This is a genomic window from Mesorhizobium sp. M6A.T.Ce.TU.002.03.1.1, from assembly GCF_003997275.1.
Taxonomy (GTDB): domain Bacteria; phylum Pseudomonadota; class Alphaproteobacteria; order Rhizobiales; family Rhizobiaceae; genus Mesorhizobium; species Mesorhizobium mediterraneum.
Genome location: NZ_RZTI01000145.1, coordinates 1 through 14454 on the forward strand (window position 1 = coordinate 1; position 14454 = coordinate 14454).

Below are 14454 nucleotides of genomic sequence, written 5' to 3' on the forward strand. Positions count from 1 at the left end.
TCGCTGCCCCCGGAAACCATTACGTCGGCCCGGCCCAGCTTGATCTGATCCACCGCCGAGGCGATCGCATGGTTGGCCGAGGCACATGCGGAGGTCACCCCGAACACCGGCCCGCGCAAGCCGAGGCTCAAGCTAAGATGGACGGAAGCGGCGCTGGGCATCACCTTTACTCCAGTGAAGAGTTCAGCACGGATTGCGCTACCCAAAAGCAGTGAGCGGTAAGTTTGTTCTGTTGCGTATGAACCGGTAAATCCGACGCCCACTGTCGCGCCGAAGCGATGGGCATTCCCTTCGTCGCAGGAAAGTCCGGCCTGCCGCATGGCTTCGCGCGCCGCAAGCACGGCGAGCAAGCTGAAGCGGTCCATGGAGATGAGATGCCCCCGGTTGATGTCGTGCTCGGGCAGCGCCTTGATCTCAGCGCCCGTCATGCCCTCCAGGTCATGAAGCTCGGAATTGGCGAGCGGGCCGATGGCGGAGCGGCCTTCGCGCATCTCTTTCCACATAGAGGCGGCGTCGGTGCCCAGTCCGCACAGGCCGCCCACTCCGGTGATGACGACGCGCCTGTCCATTCAAGCCTCCTTCGCAAGCAAGCCGCGGACGGCTTCCACGACGTCGCCGACATTCTTGAGATTGGACCAGGCATCGGCCGTGTTCATATCGATCTTGATGCCGTAGGCCTGTTCCACATCCCAGAGGACGTCCGCCAAACCCAGCGAATCGAACCCGAGCGCGTCCAGTTCCGTGGCGATTGTTATCTCGCCGACGAATGACGCAGGCATTCCCTCACCGCTCTCCGACTCGGCGCGTTTCTTGATCAGGGCAATGACGTCCGTTGCGAATTGATCGGCCATTCTGTTTCCTGTCTTTCTTTCCCGCGTTTCGACCCGGACCCGCGGCTCAGTTCCTGAGGCGCGCCGCGTCGCGAAAGCCATCACGCTTGTGCGACTGACAAAGCCCAATGCTCATAAAGCCGGATCAGGTCCGGCCGGTGTGTGGCGTAGGTGCAGTATGACGATGTGAGCCGCTACACCGTGCGCGTCGTAGCCGATTGCGCGGGCTTCCGGTCTCGCGCCGGCCCAACTGCGGCCGCTTTCGAATGGCTTTGCGTGGAAGGTTCCCAGTCTGTCCATAGGCTCGGAAGAAGTCGGACAGTTGACATGGCCGGTCAGTTGCAACTCCCTTTCCCAGCACTCCACTGCCCGGTAGAGCGCATGAAAAGTTCTCCTTTCGGGCAGTTCTTAAGACGCTCGCCACGCCATGAGGCAGTGGGGCATCGGTGTGCGTCAGGTGCTTCTGCCCATGCAGGATTCCACAACATTGATGAAATCGTTTGTTTCGATGAAAGGCATCCACACTTTGGATAGTTGACCACGCGTTTCAAAGATCGTGAACTACATCTCGTCGTTGTGCTCGACGCACTTCCGACAAGTAACCTCACGGGCGCGGCATGCAGGATCCGAGCCCAGCCGGTCATGAGTGCGGCCTTGCCGGGTCGGGCGATAGGCAGTCATGCCCTTCCTGCGGGTCAAGCACTCCGAAAAAACATTTCCCCCATAAATGCTAGATCTTCCGCTGCCTTTTCGCGTCACAGGCCGTCAAACGTCCGGCCGTTCACAACAGTGATCCGGCAAGTGTTTGGCTGCGCGAGACGATGCTGCAGGGAGTCGTCCTGCATGGCACTTCGCTATGATGCTGCGGTGCCGTCTAACGGCGCCTCGTGTTTGAACACACTGAACGGCCACCGCGATCAAAATCGATGGTTCGAGGACCGTTGATCATCACCCCGCCAGCCTCGATCTTGTTTGCCGCCACGAGAGCGACACAGAGACTGCTGGTGAAGATGCCCGCCTGCCCGCTATGTTCCGGATGGTTGACCATCCCGGATGGACCCATCGAGGGTGTCAAGGCGAGCATGAGCACAGGCGCGAACAGTTCACGGGCAGGCGCGACGGTGGCCGCAAAGCAACGTCGCGCCAGCATGCGATCTCAGCAGGATCGGCACCATCCTGTCAGGGAGCAATGCGAGTGGCTGGCTTAGCCGCTGCGACGCTGCCCGGCATCGATGACGAGGACCTGGCGCCGTGCGAGGAGCAAGAGTAGACGGATAGTATGCGCGGGAGTGGCGACCGACCACCTTGTTTCTAAGGCAGACTGAAAGCGGCTCTTACCGGGCGGCTACGCTGTTTCAGAGACTGGGGCGTCGTGCACATCCAGCCGATACTCTTTGTTGCGGATTGCGAACCGATTGCATTGCCGCAGTTACTGGCATCATGTTAACGCGTCGGACGGCGACATTGGCGAGCACGGTTTTGTGGCCGCAGTTGACAAAGCCCATAAGTTCTAGATGCTGCGTGCTAGAATAGATGTTTGAAATCGCAGGGAGTTTCTGATGTCCAACCTTAAGGAAACTGAGGCAACCCAGGCAGCAGGCGAGGTGCCCGTGAAGGAACAGACACCCGATATAAAGGCGCCGAAGACGCGGAAGCGGACCGCGCAGCGCGCAGGTGCTATACGAACCAGCGCCGCCAGCTCGGCTCTTCAGGCGTCTTCATCTAAAGCGATCGCTTCGCCTACAGTCCGGGCAGCGCGGAGAAATTACTCTGAGAACGAGCGTGCCCAGAAGCTCGGCGAGATCGAGAAGCAGATCGGACGGGGAGAGAGTATCAAGGCAGCCGTTCAGAACGCTGGAATATCGGAACAGACGTACTATCACTGGAAAAGGGCTGCTGGGCAGACAACACAGAGCGATGAGCTCAAGGATCTTGTGAAGCTTGAAGAAGAGAACGCCCGTCTGAAGAAGCTCCTCGCTGACCGGCTCCGGAAAGAAAACGCCGAGCTCAGGAAAAAGCTCGGGCTTGCTTGAGCCCTTTGCCGCCATAGGCAAAAAGCCCGAGGGGCGACTGACCTGAGCTCCAAGGTGACCTTCCTTTCTTCCTGTGACACAGCGTCGCGCCCCAGCAGCCGATACTGGCGCAACGAGCTGTTTCGACCTGAGACCGGGCAGCCGGCAACTGAAGACGTTCTTGACGAACGCGCCCAGCCGCTCCCGCCGCCAGTGGTGATCGAGCTGGAGGTCGCCGGCAAGGTGCGGCTGCGGATTCCACTGACCACGCCGCCAACACTGGCAGCGGCGATGGTGAAGGCGCGGGGCGTGTCATGATCCCGGTCCCGAGCCAGGTGCGGATCTGGTTGGCGGTGGGCCGGACCGATATGCGTCGCGGAATGCAGGGTCTCGCTCTGCAGATTCAGGAGACATCGGGCCGGGATCCGCATTTATGCGTCGGGCGAGATTATGTGGCGGAGCCGCCCTGACCCCTTCGGACCGGCCAAACCCAGCTTGCCTCCGCCACATAAAGATTCAGATGGAGTTCAGCAGTTGCAGAACGGAGTCATTTGGTCGGAAACGCACGCCGTGATCGCCGGTGACGCCCGCCTTCTCGAGTCCATTGCGCATCATCTCTACATCCGCTGTGGCATAGCGGTGGGTCGTGGCGACCCGTGCATGCCCGAGCCAGGCTTGGATCGTCAAAAGGTCCACGCCGGACTGGAGAAGCTTCATGGCGAGGGAGTGCCGGAAGATGTGCGGCGATATGGGCTTGTCGGCCAAAGCCGGTCTGGTAGGCCCGGCGCTCGTTGCGGGCGCCGAGGAATATCGGTCGCGGCTCGTGATGGGCGATCCCGCGCTGGCTCAACAAGGATGTCAGCGCCCGCAGCCGGGTCCTTAGCAATGGGGACGACGCGGTCTCTACGCCCTTTGCCGCGCAGCAGCACTTGTGGGTGCGGCCGCTCCAACTGAAGGTCGTTTGCGTTGACGCCGGTGGCTTCGGAGGCCCGGGCGCCGGTCCGTGCCAAGAAGAGCAGAAAGGCTCGTCGCGCCGACCACGGGGCGTCTTTGGATCGGGCGCCGCGATGAGGGTGTCCACTTCGGCCGTGGTGAGGTGGTACGTCACGTCAATGTGCGTCCGTTTAATGGGAATCGTCAGCACGCGTTGGGCGACGCCGAAGGATGCAGGGTCGGCGGCAGCGACGTGGCGGAAGAAAGATCGGATCGCGGCCAAGCGGGCGTTGCGCGTGGTGACGGAATTGTTCCGCTTCTCCTCGAGTTCGTCGAGAAAAGCGAGAACGAGATCTCGATCAGCTCTTCGAGCGCCAACGCCGCCGGCTTCTTCCGCAATCGGGCGGCGGCAAAGAGGATCAGCATGCGCAAGGCATCGCGATAGCTGGCCACGGTCGCGGGAGTCGCATTGCGCTGCTTCGTCAGGCGCCGGCGGAAATAGGACTCCAGGAGCGGCGCTAGGAGTAGGTGTTCGCATGCTGCTCCTTGAGCGCGCCGCCATCGAGTGCCACCTCGGCTTGATCATCAGATCAACGAGGCGTTGACGGTGGTCGAGGCGGATATCGCGGTGCATGCCCACTAGATCCGACAATCCGTCGCCTGATGACGTTGCCTCCGACGTCACCGTGGGTGCGAACGTTGCCGCGGCAATCGGCAACATTCGGCGCTTCAGCGATCCACAGAGGCTTGTCGCCTACCTTGGCTTCTTCCGAGCGTGCGGCAGTCGGTGAGGGACCGGCCTATCATGGCCGCATCACGAAGCACGTCTCCTGAATCGAAACCTCTATCCGATCGACGAACGCCTCAAGTCTCGCAGGCGAGCAGGGCCGGGCGGGTCCAGATGTAGTCGGTATCCTAATCATCGCCGAGCGTGTTTAGCTTGGGTCGCGCAGAAAGGTGGATGGCGTGAGCGCGCTGAGATGGATCGCCATTTGGACTAAACGACGGGACGGCTGACTGGTATGCGCGTTCAATTGATCTGGCGCCTTAAATGCAGGAAGGCTTCGCGGCCGGTACGAGGCGCATCCCTCCTCCGAAGCAGCACGCCCAAGTATCATCACAAGCCCCGAGCGCTCGCGTTCGGCGATGTCCAATTTCCGACAATGTCGGAATACAGTCAGATCTGCTGGATTGACTTTAAATGGTTTTCTCATTTGGCACAGCGCATGCTGGTTATCCGCAAACACGTGACCGACCAACAAGAAGTCGCATGATCACCTCACCAAAACATACAGCCGCGGAACAATCACTTGGCCCGAACTTGCTTATCGCCCTCCCCGTCACCACAACCGGAGCCATCCATGTCTGACGGGCTGCCCAGGATACCTACTGCGACCGCGCTTGCCCGGTGACGACCGCTCCGGCTCCGCCCGTTACCGACGAGGCAAAGTGACGGATTTCCTGCTTTTCAACGACATGGAGGTGGTTGTCATTCCCGCTGGGGGACAGACTCGGCCTGTTCAAGGCATTGCGCGAAGGCGGCAAGATGACGGCCACCCGTGCGCGAACTCAAGGAGCGCAGCCTGTATCGTGTATCAGGCAAATAGGCCGTCGGTCAGTGACCTTGACACAGGGGACATGCGCAAGGTCCTGAAGTTTGATGTAGCGATAGAAGGGTGCCAATGACAACAATAGCTTACAGGAACGGAACCATGGCTGGCGACGGCCGAGCCTTGGGTTTTGACTCAGTATCCGTCGGTGAGAAAACGAAGGTGTTTCGCTTATGCGACGGCACACTCATCGGCGTTTCCTCTTCGTCCTTGGGTATTCCAAAGGCCGTTCGAGACTGGGTTGAGAAGGGCATGGATGTTTCTGATATTCCTGTGCCGCGCAACGACGACAATTTTGAATTTGAGGCGCTGATAGTGCGCAAAAATGGGGAAGCCGTATTGTTGGACGGCAATTGGCTGCCAAGTGATCCCGTGAAAGGTGAATATTATGCCATCGGGAGCGGTAAGCAGTATGCTTTGGCCGCGCTGGTTTTGGGCAAGTCAGCTAAGGAAAGTGTCGAAGTTGCCGCGAAACTCGACGTTTGGACTGGTGGCACAGTCACTGCCATAACTCACTAAACCCGCCTTTCGGCGGGAGTGTGACAGTGCGAGCGTGGAAGTAGGGCGCCACCCCGGGGCACGTCGAGCCCTGTCATCTGCTTGCGTTGTTGGACATGTGAGCTGGTCCATAAGCGCGCGAAAGCGTCCAGTTGTGGCCAAAAGCACGATTTGCGACAGAACCGGCCCGCTTCTATGAGTATGGGCCGCTTTTTGCGGCCAGCGTGCTTGCCATCCTGCCGCCAGTGGCCGTCGCCTTCTTCTTCCAAGGTTACCTCGTCATGAAGTAGAGCACCACGATCTTGTCGGAGAAATCGGAAAGGCGGACGGCCCTTCCGTCCGCGTCGGCCAGTTCGAAAGGCGGCGCGGCCTGCTCGTCGATCGCCTGGAAGAACCTCTCCGCGCTGTCCCTCATCTTGTCGAGATCGGCGCCCGGATGGTGGGCCAGCGCGGAGGTCGCGAGGATCAGCGCCAGAAATTGAATCGCAAGCGACGGTTTCGCTTTCATGGACAATGCATTCCGGTTGGGGGCGTTCGAGGGCTCCGCGGCTAGGATTGGTCTCACTGTGTCTGCTCCCGCTCCCGGCGGCTCATCTGCCTGATAGGCGCGTTCCCGCTCGGGCCATGTGCTTTTGATGAAGGCCAGAACGGCCCGGATCTCCTCGTCGGTGAGGACATTCCCGAAGCCCGGCATGTCGCTCTGGTAGCCGCCGCCGACGACCGCGGCCGGTCCCGGCGCCGGCATGCGTCCCGAAGGCAGCGGGCTTTCCAATCGCGCTGACCTTCGCCTGGCTAAAACCGTCTTGCCTAGCGCTATCGCCGCGGCCGGGGCGCCGCCACCGGCCATCCGGTTGGCGAGCCAAGGCAATGTCCAGACCAATCCGAGGCCTGCCGCGGCCACGCATCGATAAGAGGACCGACGCCCTTCTCCTTTGCCGCCGCTGGAGAACAGGTACTTGATCAGCGCGGCCGTCCCGAGGACGAGCACGACGACGACAAGCAGCCACACCAGGCCCATGCCGAACATCATCATGCCGCTCATGCATTCCATCATCGAAGCCTCCTATTCCGTGGCGTAGACGCCGCCGGTCCCGTCAGACTTCCGGATTTCGAGAATCTCGAAGGGCGCTTCCTTCGTGCCACTCATGCCGGGGGAGCCCATCGGCATGCCGGGCAGCGTCATGCCCTTTGATGTCGGGCCGCTCGGTCAAGAGCTTGTTGACCGTGCCGACCGGCACATGGCCGCTCACCACATAGCCGTCGATGAACGAGAGAAGGCAGCCATCGGCTTCCGGCGGAATGCCCTCTTCGCGGCTCATGGCGAAAAGGTCGTGAGTCGGCCTTGACGGTGACAGCGAAGCCGTTTCCTGCAAATAGCCGGCATAACCTTCGCAGCAGCCGCATTGCGGGTTCTTGTAGAGCGTGACGTCCTTTCGCCGGCGAACGCCGGAGCGGCGCCTGACAGGATCGAGGCGAGGACAAGAGCTATCAGGGTATTGGACATTTTTGCTTCTCCTTCGGCTTGTGGACTGGTCAGGCGACCGGCCGCCTGGTGTTCGAGAACGTGGCAGTGGAACATCCAATTGCCGGGATTGTCGGCGACGAAGGCGATCTCGACCTTCTCGCGCGGCGAAACCAGCGCCGTGTCCTGCCATTCGCGACGTGGGGTGGGCTGGCCGTTGCGGGAAATCACCCGGAAGGAATGGCCGTGCAGATGGATCGGATCATGCCACGCGGTTGCGTTGGTCGTGGCGATGACGTGGCTCTTATTCCGCAAGAGCGTCAGCCCCGGCTTCATGTCGTGATTGGCCTCGTCGGCGGCGACGCCGTTGATGAACCAGGCGGTGCCGGAATTCATCGTCCCCGGACCCATGCTTTCACCCATGTCCTGCGCCACCATCTCGCCCATCATGCCGCCGGTGAAGACGACTTCGTTGCGGGACGCTGTATCGAGGTCCGGCTCCGGCAGCGGAATGGTCGGCAGGTTCAGCGGCCAATCAAGCACACGTGCCCTAAGCGGAGTGTCGGAATAAACAAGATCGACGAGCTCATATTCCAGCCCCTCGTAGAACCGGTCGAAGATCGAAATCCGGCTGCCCGGCTTGCCTGTCATGTCGAGGATCAGATCGGTGCGCATTGCGGGACCCAGCACCACCCGCCTCCGGCGCGTGTGGCGTCACCGGCTGGCCGTCGAGCGCGATGACGGCCGGCCGAAAACCCGTGAAGTCGGGACTGAAGATGCGTGCATTGGCGGCGTTGATCAGCCGCAGCCGGATGCGCTCGCCCTTTCTGACCGCAAAGGTATCCGGCACGCGGCCATTGATGGTAACCGTGTTGCCGACGCGGCCATCGTGGTGAATGTCGTGCCGGTTGCCGAGATCCTCGCTGATTGCGCCAGATTTCGTCAGCCCCCAGTCACCGAGCATCCAGGTCACCTCGCGATCGGCCCGCACCGCCGCCGGTTCCTCGATGATCAGCGGACCATAAAGTCCGCGCCCGACCTGTTCGAAGCTCCTCTGGTGCGGGTCATGCCAGAAGGTGCCGACGTCGACGGCGTCGAACTCGTAGACGAAGCGCTCGCCCGCTCCAATCGGCTTCTGCGTGAGGTGAGGCACGCCATCCATGGCATGTGGCACACGCACGCGATGCCAGTGCACGGTCGTTTTCTCGGCAAGGCCGTTCTCTACCTCGACCCGCACGCGCTCGCCCTGACGGACCCGGATTTCCGGGCCTGGAACGGGCCTTCGGCGCGCAATCGAGCCCGGTTCACCCGGCCCAATGGCGTCCACTTTGGGGGCGCATGCACTGCAGACCCGCTGGACCTGATCCGGGAGAGAATGGGCGCGGCGATTGGAATAGCTATGAAAGCGCATCGGACCGTGGAACTGCGCGCGCAGACTTTCGGAGGAAGGCTCGCTTTTAAGCGTTATCGTGCAACTCTGATCGTTCTTCGCCTTGGCGGGTGCCGCGGAAGAATCCCGGGTTCTGCGAGCGCTCCGAGAACACCTGCGGTCGATCCTATACCACAATCTCGCGAAGCTCGATGCTCTCTACAAACGATGTCTTGGATTCTCACGCCCTTATTTCAGCACTTCGCTCGCTTGCCCGACTCGGCCGCGGTCAGCCTTCACCGCCAATTTTGGCGCAGCGACGTTCCTATCGGGTCAGGCGAAGCTTCTTGAACCTGCCGCTCTCTCGTTGCCCTGGCAGGATTAATCGTCCTCTCAGTCTCGTCATTGGCGGAGTCGCTCCTAAGGCGCGCGCCGGCGAGTTCGAGGAGCGCGTGGCTATCTCCTCGGTCCAGCCGGATTCCGCTGCGCGCTCAGCCAATTCCTGGAAGGCCGATTCCAAGGCGAGCTGGCATTGAAGGCCGCGGTTCGGATGGTCGACTGGGCAGCTTGGTTCCACGATCGCAATGCTTGATCGCTTCATTGCAGGCCATGGGCTCTCGTCTCCTTTTGCCACACGAGGCGCCAGCTCACGTGTTGTTGTTGGCGTGCGCCCCGGCAACCGCTTTCACCAGCCGCTCCAGCGATCCCGCGCGCTCCAGCTCCGCAAAGAATGATGCGGCGTGACGCTACCCAGCCGGTGCTTCTCGGCCAATTTGCACACATAGGGATAGTCGACCATGAAATCGGATCGAGGCGAGGCGTTGGACGTTTCAGTCTTGGTCTGAATGCCGCCGCCCACGAGCCGATCGGCCTTCTCGATGATTTGGCGCACCCTCGTTGTCGACAAGCCATGTTCCTGAGCCAGGTCGGCGAAACTCTTGCCCTTCAGAAAGCCGTCGACCAGGGCTATGTTCCTATCGACGGTCGGCTAAATCCCAGCAGGCGCGCAGTTTTCCAGCATCATTCCGTTTGTTCATCCGCTTGTCCGCGCCCCCTGCAAATCCTACCGGGCCAAATCGGTGCTAGGAAGACCCACTCATGTCATGCCTCGGGAAAGTACCAGGCCGACGGTCATGTGAATACGAAAGATGCTGGCGATCACCATGATCGTTGGTGACCGCTGACCTCCCGAATGTCGGCTTCGACGGCACACCGGGAGCTCTCGGCAATGTTGAATAATTCCGTTTGAAGATGGTTGACTTCGTCGTCGAGGCTCGATCCATCAGGATCGGTATCGACGATTCTATATTTGAGGAACCCAAATTCGTTTGGTTCGCGCAATTCGCTGTACGGCGTATCATCGCAAGCGCGGGATTGCGACATCCTGCGAAGTGCCCGCGTTGCTGGAATCGATTTTGCGGAAGTAAAAAGGCCCCGGCGCTGGGTCGGCGCGCAGGGCCTTCAGGCATGTACGAGCTACCAGCATGTCCAGTTATGATCGTGCGCTATCATAATGAACAAACGGTGAATGATCGCTATCCGAGGTGCAGGGCGGGCGAGATGGTGGGGCGGTGGGGGACCTGTACCGCTGCAGCGGGGCCACGAGCAGCGACTCGAGCCATGCGCTACGCTGCAGGACCTCGATTTCGGGCCAAGCCTCGAGCCCGCAACTCGCCTTGCTTCTCGGAAATCATAAGGCTTTGTGGGGCGGTTAAGCAGCGCGATATGGCCGCGGCGATACGAAGTTTTCATCTTTACCCTGTTCAGACGGTCAGGCTGCCTTCGCCGCCGGCTTGGCTGCCTTGACACGGGTTATACTGCGGCGACCGTCGACGCCGATCGGAACGTCACCGTCAACCGTAGCGCGACGCACAACCCGGTGCTGGTCGCCATAGTCGTTGACCGCATAATGCTGGGTAGCACGGTTGTCCCAGATAGCGACGTCGCTTACTTGCCAGCGCCACCGCACGGTATTTTCCGGGGCAGTGACGTAGGACTGGAACACCTCGTAGAGTTTGGCGGAATCGCTCTTGGAAAGGCCGACGAGGCGCTGCACGAAATTGCCGAGCAGCAGCGACTTCTCCCCGGTTTCGGGATGGACGCGCACGACCGGATGCTCGGTCTCGTAGATCGTCGATGTGAAGACTTCCTCGAAGTGCCTCTTCTCTTCGGCTGTGGCGCGCGGGCGCACGGCTGCGTAGTCGTAGGCATTGCTATGAATAGCCCACAGATTGTCCGCCAATATTTTGAGCGGCGCCGGCAGATTCTCGTACGCGGCGTGCGTGTTGGACCAGATCGTGTCGCCCCCCGCCGCCGGAATGACGACGCCACGTAGGACCGAGAATTTCGGATAGGCATCGACGAAAGTCACATCGGTATGCCACTGGTCTGCCCTGCCACCGCCACGGCCGGAATCGAGATTGAGGATTGAGGCCGTGCCGGCTGCCGGCCCCTGCGTGGGATGAGGTACAAGGTCACCCAGACGCCGCGCGAACAATTCCTGCTCCGCATCGTCGAGATGCTCCTGGCCGCGGAAGAAGATCACCTTGTGTTTTAGAAGAAGCTGGTTGATGGCTGCTATCGCTGCATCCGAAAGGTCTCCGCCAAGGCGAACGCCTCTGATTTCAGCTCCGACACGGCTGGTCAGCGGTACAACGTCGGAGTCAAGAATGGTCCGGTTGACAAGGAGTGGATTGCTCATGGGTTCTCCTGTTTGATCTTGAAAGGATAGCAAGTCACATCCGGCCAGCGGATGTCCGCGCTGCGTTGAAAAGTCTCATCGCTAGTCGACAGAGCTATCGAACAGGATAATTGACGTAAACTATAGAAAGAATGTTCTAATTTAAACTGGCTCGACGAAAGAGCAGTCTCCGTTGCTCCGGTCTCGGTGTTGAGTTCTCTAAGGCTGCGCCACACTTTGGTCCCCACGCCGGCATATGATCTCATTGTGCAGCCCCGTGCTCGCACGCCCCGTAGTGGCGAAACTAATTGCAAGCTGCTGCAACACGCCCCCCTGGCGGCCTGCACCGAAACGACGACAGGGGTGCATCTGATTAGCCGTGAAACCAGGTCTCAAAAACCATCCGGCGTGACGAGCGGACGCACCGCACGTGTGACACCCGCCTTGTGGGGCAGGGTTGCCTTTCTCAATCCCGGCGTTGGTCGACGTCCCAATGAGCAGCAAGCTATTATCGGCCGCCGAATCTGGTGGCTTCGTCGAGAGCCTCAATCAACCAAGCGGCGAAAGCCTCGCTAGAGTCTCGCCCGCCTGTCGCTATGAAGCAGTTGCAGGCAGCGCTGCTTCAGGCGCATGAACTCGCCCGATGCAATGATTTCCGTTGCCCTGGGTCTTTCGAAGGGCACTGTTTCGATTCCCTTCTTCTTCGGCGCGCTGCTTGATGCCGACATACGGTTTCTTGACCTGCCGCCTGAACGGCTGCCGAAGCGGGTCCCCCGCCAGCGACCCCGACAATCCACTGTTCCGCAACTGCTGAAGAGCCGACTGCGCTCGCATCCCGATGCTGCGCAATGGCACTATGCCGACATTCTGGAGACCGCAGCCGCATGAGCCTCGAGACGTTCCGCCGACCGTCGACAAAGGCGTCCTCTCGCCTGCGTCCGCCATTTGCGTCAGTGCTCGATCTGATTGGGGAGACGCCGGTCGTCGAACTGAAGAGCTTCGATACCGGCAGGTGTCGTCTCTTCGTCAAGCTCGAAAGCCAGAATCCCGGCGGATCGATCAAGGATCGCATTGCGTTGTCGATGATCGTTAATGCCGAACAGCGTGGCCAGCTCGCGCGGGGCGGTACAATCATCGAAGCGACCGCTGGCAACACAGGGCTCGGCCTGGCCTTCTGGCGGCACGAAGCGCGTGATCGCGTGTCCAAAAGCTGACAGCGTCAGACAAATGTCAGGTTCATTACAACCAACATCTGGGCACTGTCGAGGTTTTTCGAAGCAATGGGCGCTAACTGCGCGCTGAGCGCGTTGGCATGGTTTTTGACACTGAGTGACTGTGACTGCACTCAATGGGGCAAGACGAGCGATCCGCTCCTCCCTGAACCCGTGTGCCGTCTCTGAGAGGAAACCAGCTCGTGCAGAAACCTTTGGAAATAGCTTTGGACCGCAACGTGGTATTGCAGATGGAGTCCCCGGCTCCTTCGATTAAAGTCGAGAACTGGCTGCGTGGCGAGCCCCTCACCAGCTTTGAGCCCGGCAAAGTGTGCATAGTCGAATTTTGGGCAACTTGGTGCGGCCCATGTGTGGACGGGATGCCCCATCTGATCCAGCTGCAGGAGAAATACAAGGACAACGGCGTTGAGATCGTCGGAGTCGCGGCTTCTGAAGACGCTCCAACGGCCGACGAGGCCCGAAGCACGTTGGACGCTTGGTTGACCGAAAAATTCCCGAATCTGAACTATCGGATCGCATTCGACTCCACAGGCGAAATGGACAAGCTTTGGATGGGGCCCAGCTTTTCTTACGGGGTCCCGACCTCGTTCGTGGTCGACCGAGACGGCCACATCGCCTTTATCGGTCATCCCACGCAACTCGATGAGGTTTTGCCGAAGGTGCTTAACGGCAGCTGGCGCACCAGCGATCAGGCAAAATCCGCCGATACGGAGCGGATTGCGGAAGGCGAAACCATAGCGCGCGAACAAGCGCTGACCAAGCCCATATACGACAAACTTCGGCCGGCAATGGAGGCCGAGGATTGGAAGACGGCGCTCTCGGCGATTGAAGAAGGCATCGCCTTGATACCGGACAAACTCAACTTCCGAGTGAGTCATGTCAATCTGTTGCTTCACAGAATGCGCGACATGCAGGCCGGCTTGCCCGTAATGCGCCAATTCGTTCGCGACGCGATCGACAGAAAGTCCGAGGAATGGATGTATTGGGCGCTATACCAACTCTTCGCGCCGGGCTTTGATTATTCCGGCTTTCCGTCTGCTGAGCGCTTCGCGATGGGCGAAGAGCTGTCCAAACACATCGTGGCACTGCCGCAAGGCGGCGGCTCTAAGTTCCTGTCTTATCCGGTGGTCGCTCAGTACTATCATGAGAGCGGCAACAAAGATCGCGCCATCGAGTTGCTCGAGCAGACACTGAAAGCGCTGGAAGGTCCGGAGCCTGTCTCGGACGACCTGAAACAGCACCTTCTACCCGAGTTGCTGCAGGCTCTGGCCAACTACAAGGGTGAGAAGGTTTGTTACGGCGCTCTCTGTGTGGCTCCGCAAGAGGATTTTCCCAAAAGGTGAAAGGGGGCGGCCAAGGAGGAAACCAAAGAGGGGCGATAGTCGAATGGCTTACTGGCCAATTCGTCCATTTCCCTGACGTGGTTGTACAAATAGGCCGGCCCAGGCGTCCAGCCCAGCCTCGCCGTTATCCGCAAACACGTGACCGAGCAAGGAGAAGACGTGCCTGATCAACTCACCAAAACATACTGCCGCTAAGGGTCTCCCGGACCCGTCAAAGATGGCACTGGAGTAAGGCTGGCAACATGAAGCTCGGCGCTGCCCACCGATCCACCTGCGCCCACAGGCGGGGAAGACGGGGGACGCAGCCGACCGCCTGTCTCTGCGCCAGGCAAGAACCGAGGACAGGACGATGACGGACATGACGCCATCTGCGACGAACGGCCCGGCCGCGCAGACGAAAGCGCCAGCCGTCAAAAATCCGTCTCTGACCAATATCGGGCGAACCCATACCGGCTTTGCCGCGCAAGGCCTTTACGATCCGCGCA

At 60.2% G+C, this 14454-nt stretch carries 18 protein-coding genes and 2 pseudogenes; 8 read left to right on the forward strand and 12 right to left on the reverse strand.

Annotated features, from left to right (window positions below; translation table 11 throughout):
* The 4 genes and pseudogenes from EOC93_RS28515 to EOC93_RS28530 all read right to left on the reverse strand — a co-directional run.
* Nucleotides 1-569, reverse strand: a 569-nt coding sequence (locus EOC93_RS28515; RefSeq protein WP_281033163.1) for a beta-ketoacyl synthase N-terminal-like domain-containing protein, incomplete at its 3' end; no start/stop codon positions are given.
* A complete protein-coding gene (locus EOC93_RS28520) occupies nucleotides 570-851 on the reverse strand; it encodes an acyl carrier protein (protein ID WP_029356603.1) in 282 nt (93 codons plus the stop codon). It lies immediately after the preceding gene.
* A 153-nt stretch (nucleotides 852-1004) separates the two neighbouring features.
* A pseudogene (locus EOC93_RS35445) lies at nucleotides 1005-1213 on the reverse strand (acyltransferase); the annotation flags it as partial.
* A 491-nt stretch (nucleotides 1214-1704) separates the two neighbouring features.
* On the reverse strand, nucleotides 1705-1980 hold the full coding sequence (locus tag EOC93_RS28530; protein ID WP_091600633.1) for a hypothetical protein: 276 nt from the start codon (nucleotides 1978-1980) through the stop codon (nucleotides 1705-1707).
* Between the two features lie 409 nt (nucleotides 1981-2389).
* Here EOC93_RS28530 and EOC93_RS28535 point away from each other — a divergent pair, with 409 nt between their 5' ends.
* From EOC93_RS28535 to tnpB, 3 genes are read left to right on the forward strand one after another with little or no spacing between them, the layout of a single operon-like run.
* Nucleotides 2390-2863: a transposase gene (locus tag EOC93_RS28535; protein ID WP_095488108.1), complete on the forward strand. Its 474-nt coding sequence runs from the start codon at nucleotides 2390-2392 to the stop codon at nucleotides 2861-2863.
* A 54-nt stretch (nucleotides 2864-2917) separates the two neighbouring features.
* On the forward strand, nucleotides 2918-3160 hold the full coding sequence (locus EOC93_RS35055; RefSeq protein WP_245458167.1) for a transposase: 243 nt from the start codon (nucleotides 2918-2920) through the stop codon (nucleotides 3158-3160).
* Nucleotides 3157-3312 (forward strand): IS66 family insertion sequence element accessory protein TnpB, encoded by a 156-nt coding sequence (tnpB, locus tag EOC93_RS35450; RefSeq protein WP_127206282.1) that lies wholly within the window; start codon nucleotides 3157-3159, stop codon nucleotides 3310-3312. The genes EOC93_RS35055 and tnpB overlap by 4 nt, the downstream gene beginning before the upstream one ends.
* Nucleotides 3313-3358: 46 nt before the next feature.
* On the opposite strand, the gene EOC93_RS35455 is transcribed toward tnpB, so the two are convergent.
* Together EOC93_RS35455 and EOC93_RS35460 are read right to left on the reverse strand one after the other, a co-directional pair.
* Nucleotides 3359-3607 (reverse strand): tyrosine-type recombinase/integrase, encoded by a 249-nt coding sequence (locus EOC93_RS35455; RefSeq protein ID WP_236372574.1) that lies wholly within the window; start codon nucleotides 3605-3607, stop codon nucleotides 3359-3361.
* Nucleotides 3556-3852: a hypothetical protein gene (locus tag EOC93_RS35460; RefSeq protein ID WP_281033164.1), complete on the reverse strand. Its 297-nt coding sequence runs from the start codon at nucleotides 3850-3852 to the stop codon at nucleotides 3556-3558. Before EOC93_RS35460 ends, EOC93_RS35455 begins: the two co-directional genes overlap by 52 nt.
* Here EOC93_RS35460 and EOC93_RS35070 point away from each other — a divergent pair.
* Nucleotides 3846-4220: a hypothetical protein gene (locus EOC93_RS35070; protein ID WP_245458166.1), complete on the forward strand. Its 375-nt coding sequence runs from the start codon at nucleotides 3846-3848 to the stop codon at nucleotides 4218-4220. The genes EOC93_RS35460 and EOC93_RS35070 overlap by 7 nt on opposite strands.
* A 1267-nt stretch (nucleotides 4221-5487) precedes the next feature.
* Nucleotides 5488-5904 carry a hypothetical protein gene (locus EOC93_RS28555; protein ID WP_063169404.1) on the forward strand — a complete coding sequence of 139 codons (417 nt, stop codon included), beginning with the start codon at nucleotides 5488-5490 and terminating at the stop codon, nucleotides 5902-5904.
* A 250-nt stretch (nucleotides 5905-6154) separates the two neighbouring features.
* Here EOC93_RS28555 and EOC93_RS35610 read toward each other — a convergent pair whose 3' ends face one another.
* The 6 genes from EOC93_RS35610 to EOC93_RS28595 all read right to left on the reverse strand — a co-directional run bounded on the left by EOC93_RS35610 (nucleotide 6155) and on the right by EOC93_RS28595 (nucleotide 11415).
* Nucleotides 6155-6925: a redoxin domain-containing protein gene (locus EOC93_RS35610; RefSeq protein WP_245330000.1), complete on the reverse strand. Its 771-nt coding sequence runs from the start codon at nucleotides 6923-6925 to the stop codon at nucleotides 6155-6157.
* Between the two features lie 52 nt (nucleotides 6926-6977).
* Complete coding sequence (locus EOC93_RS35080) at nucleotides 6978-7202, reverse strand: DUF411 domain-containing protein (RefSeq protein ID WP_236372580.1); 225 nt, start codon at nucleotides 7200-7202, stop codon at nucleotides 6978-6980.
* The gene (locus EOC93_RS35085) at nucleotides 7199-8020 is read right to left on the reverse strand and encodes a multicopper oxidase domain-containing protein (RefSeq protein WP_245461564.1); all 822 of its coding nucleotides are present in this window, start codon (nucleotides 8018-8020) and stop codon (nucleotides 7199-7201) included. Before EOC93_RS35085 ends, EOC93_RS35080 begins: the two co-directional genes overlap by 4 nt.
* Nucleotides 7932-8582 carry a multicopper oxidase domain-containing protein gene (locus EOC93_RS35090; RefSeq protein WP_245458163.1) on the reverse strand — a complete coding sequence of 217 codons (651 nt, stop codon included), beginning with the start codon at nucleotides 8580-8582 and terminating at the stop codon, nucleotides 7932-7934. The genes EOC93_RS35085 and EOC93_RS35090 overlap by 89 nt, the downstream gene beginning before the upstream one ends.
* Before the next feature lie 817 nt (nucleotides 8583-9399).
* Entirely contained in the window at nucleotides 9400-9621 is a 222-nt protein-coding gene (locus tag EOC93_RS28590) for a hypothetical protein (RefSeq protein ID WP_126104965.1), read from the reverse strand.
* An 864-nt stretch (nucleotides 9622-10485) separates the two neighbouring features.
* Complete coding sequence (locus EOC93_RS28595) at nucleotides 10486-11415, reverse strand: TauD/TfdA family dioxygenase (protein WP_126104964.1); 930 nt, start codon at nucleotides 11413-11415, stop codon at nucleotides 10486-10488.
* Between the two features lie 609 nt (nucleotides 11416-12024).
* Between EOC93_RS28595 and EOC93_RS28600 the strand changes: the two genes are divergently transcribed.
* From EOC93_RS28600 to EOC93_RS28610, 3 genes and pseudogenes are all read left to right on the forward strand, one after another.
* Nucleotides 12025-12282: a hypothetical protein gene (locus EOC93_RS28600; RefSeq protein WP_126104963.1), complete on the forward strand. Its 258-nt coding sequence runs from the start codon at nucleotides 12025-12027 to the stop codon at nucleotides 12280-12282.
* A pseudogene (locus tag EOC93_RS28605) lies at nucleotides 12279-12566 on the forward strand (pyridoxal-phosphate dependent enzyme); the annotation flags it as partial. The gene EOC93_RS28600 and the pseudogene EOC93_RS28605, both read left to right, overlap by 4 nt.
* Nucleotides 12567-12856: 290 nt before the next feature.
* A complete protein-coding gene (locus EOC93_RS28610; RefSeq protein ID WP_126107345.1) occupies nucleotides 12857-13969 on the forward strand; it encodes a TlpA disulfide reductase family protein in 1113 nt (370 codons plus the stop codon).
* Nucleotides 13970-14454 lie beyond the last annotated feature (485 nt).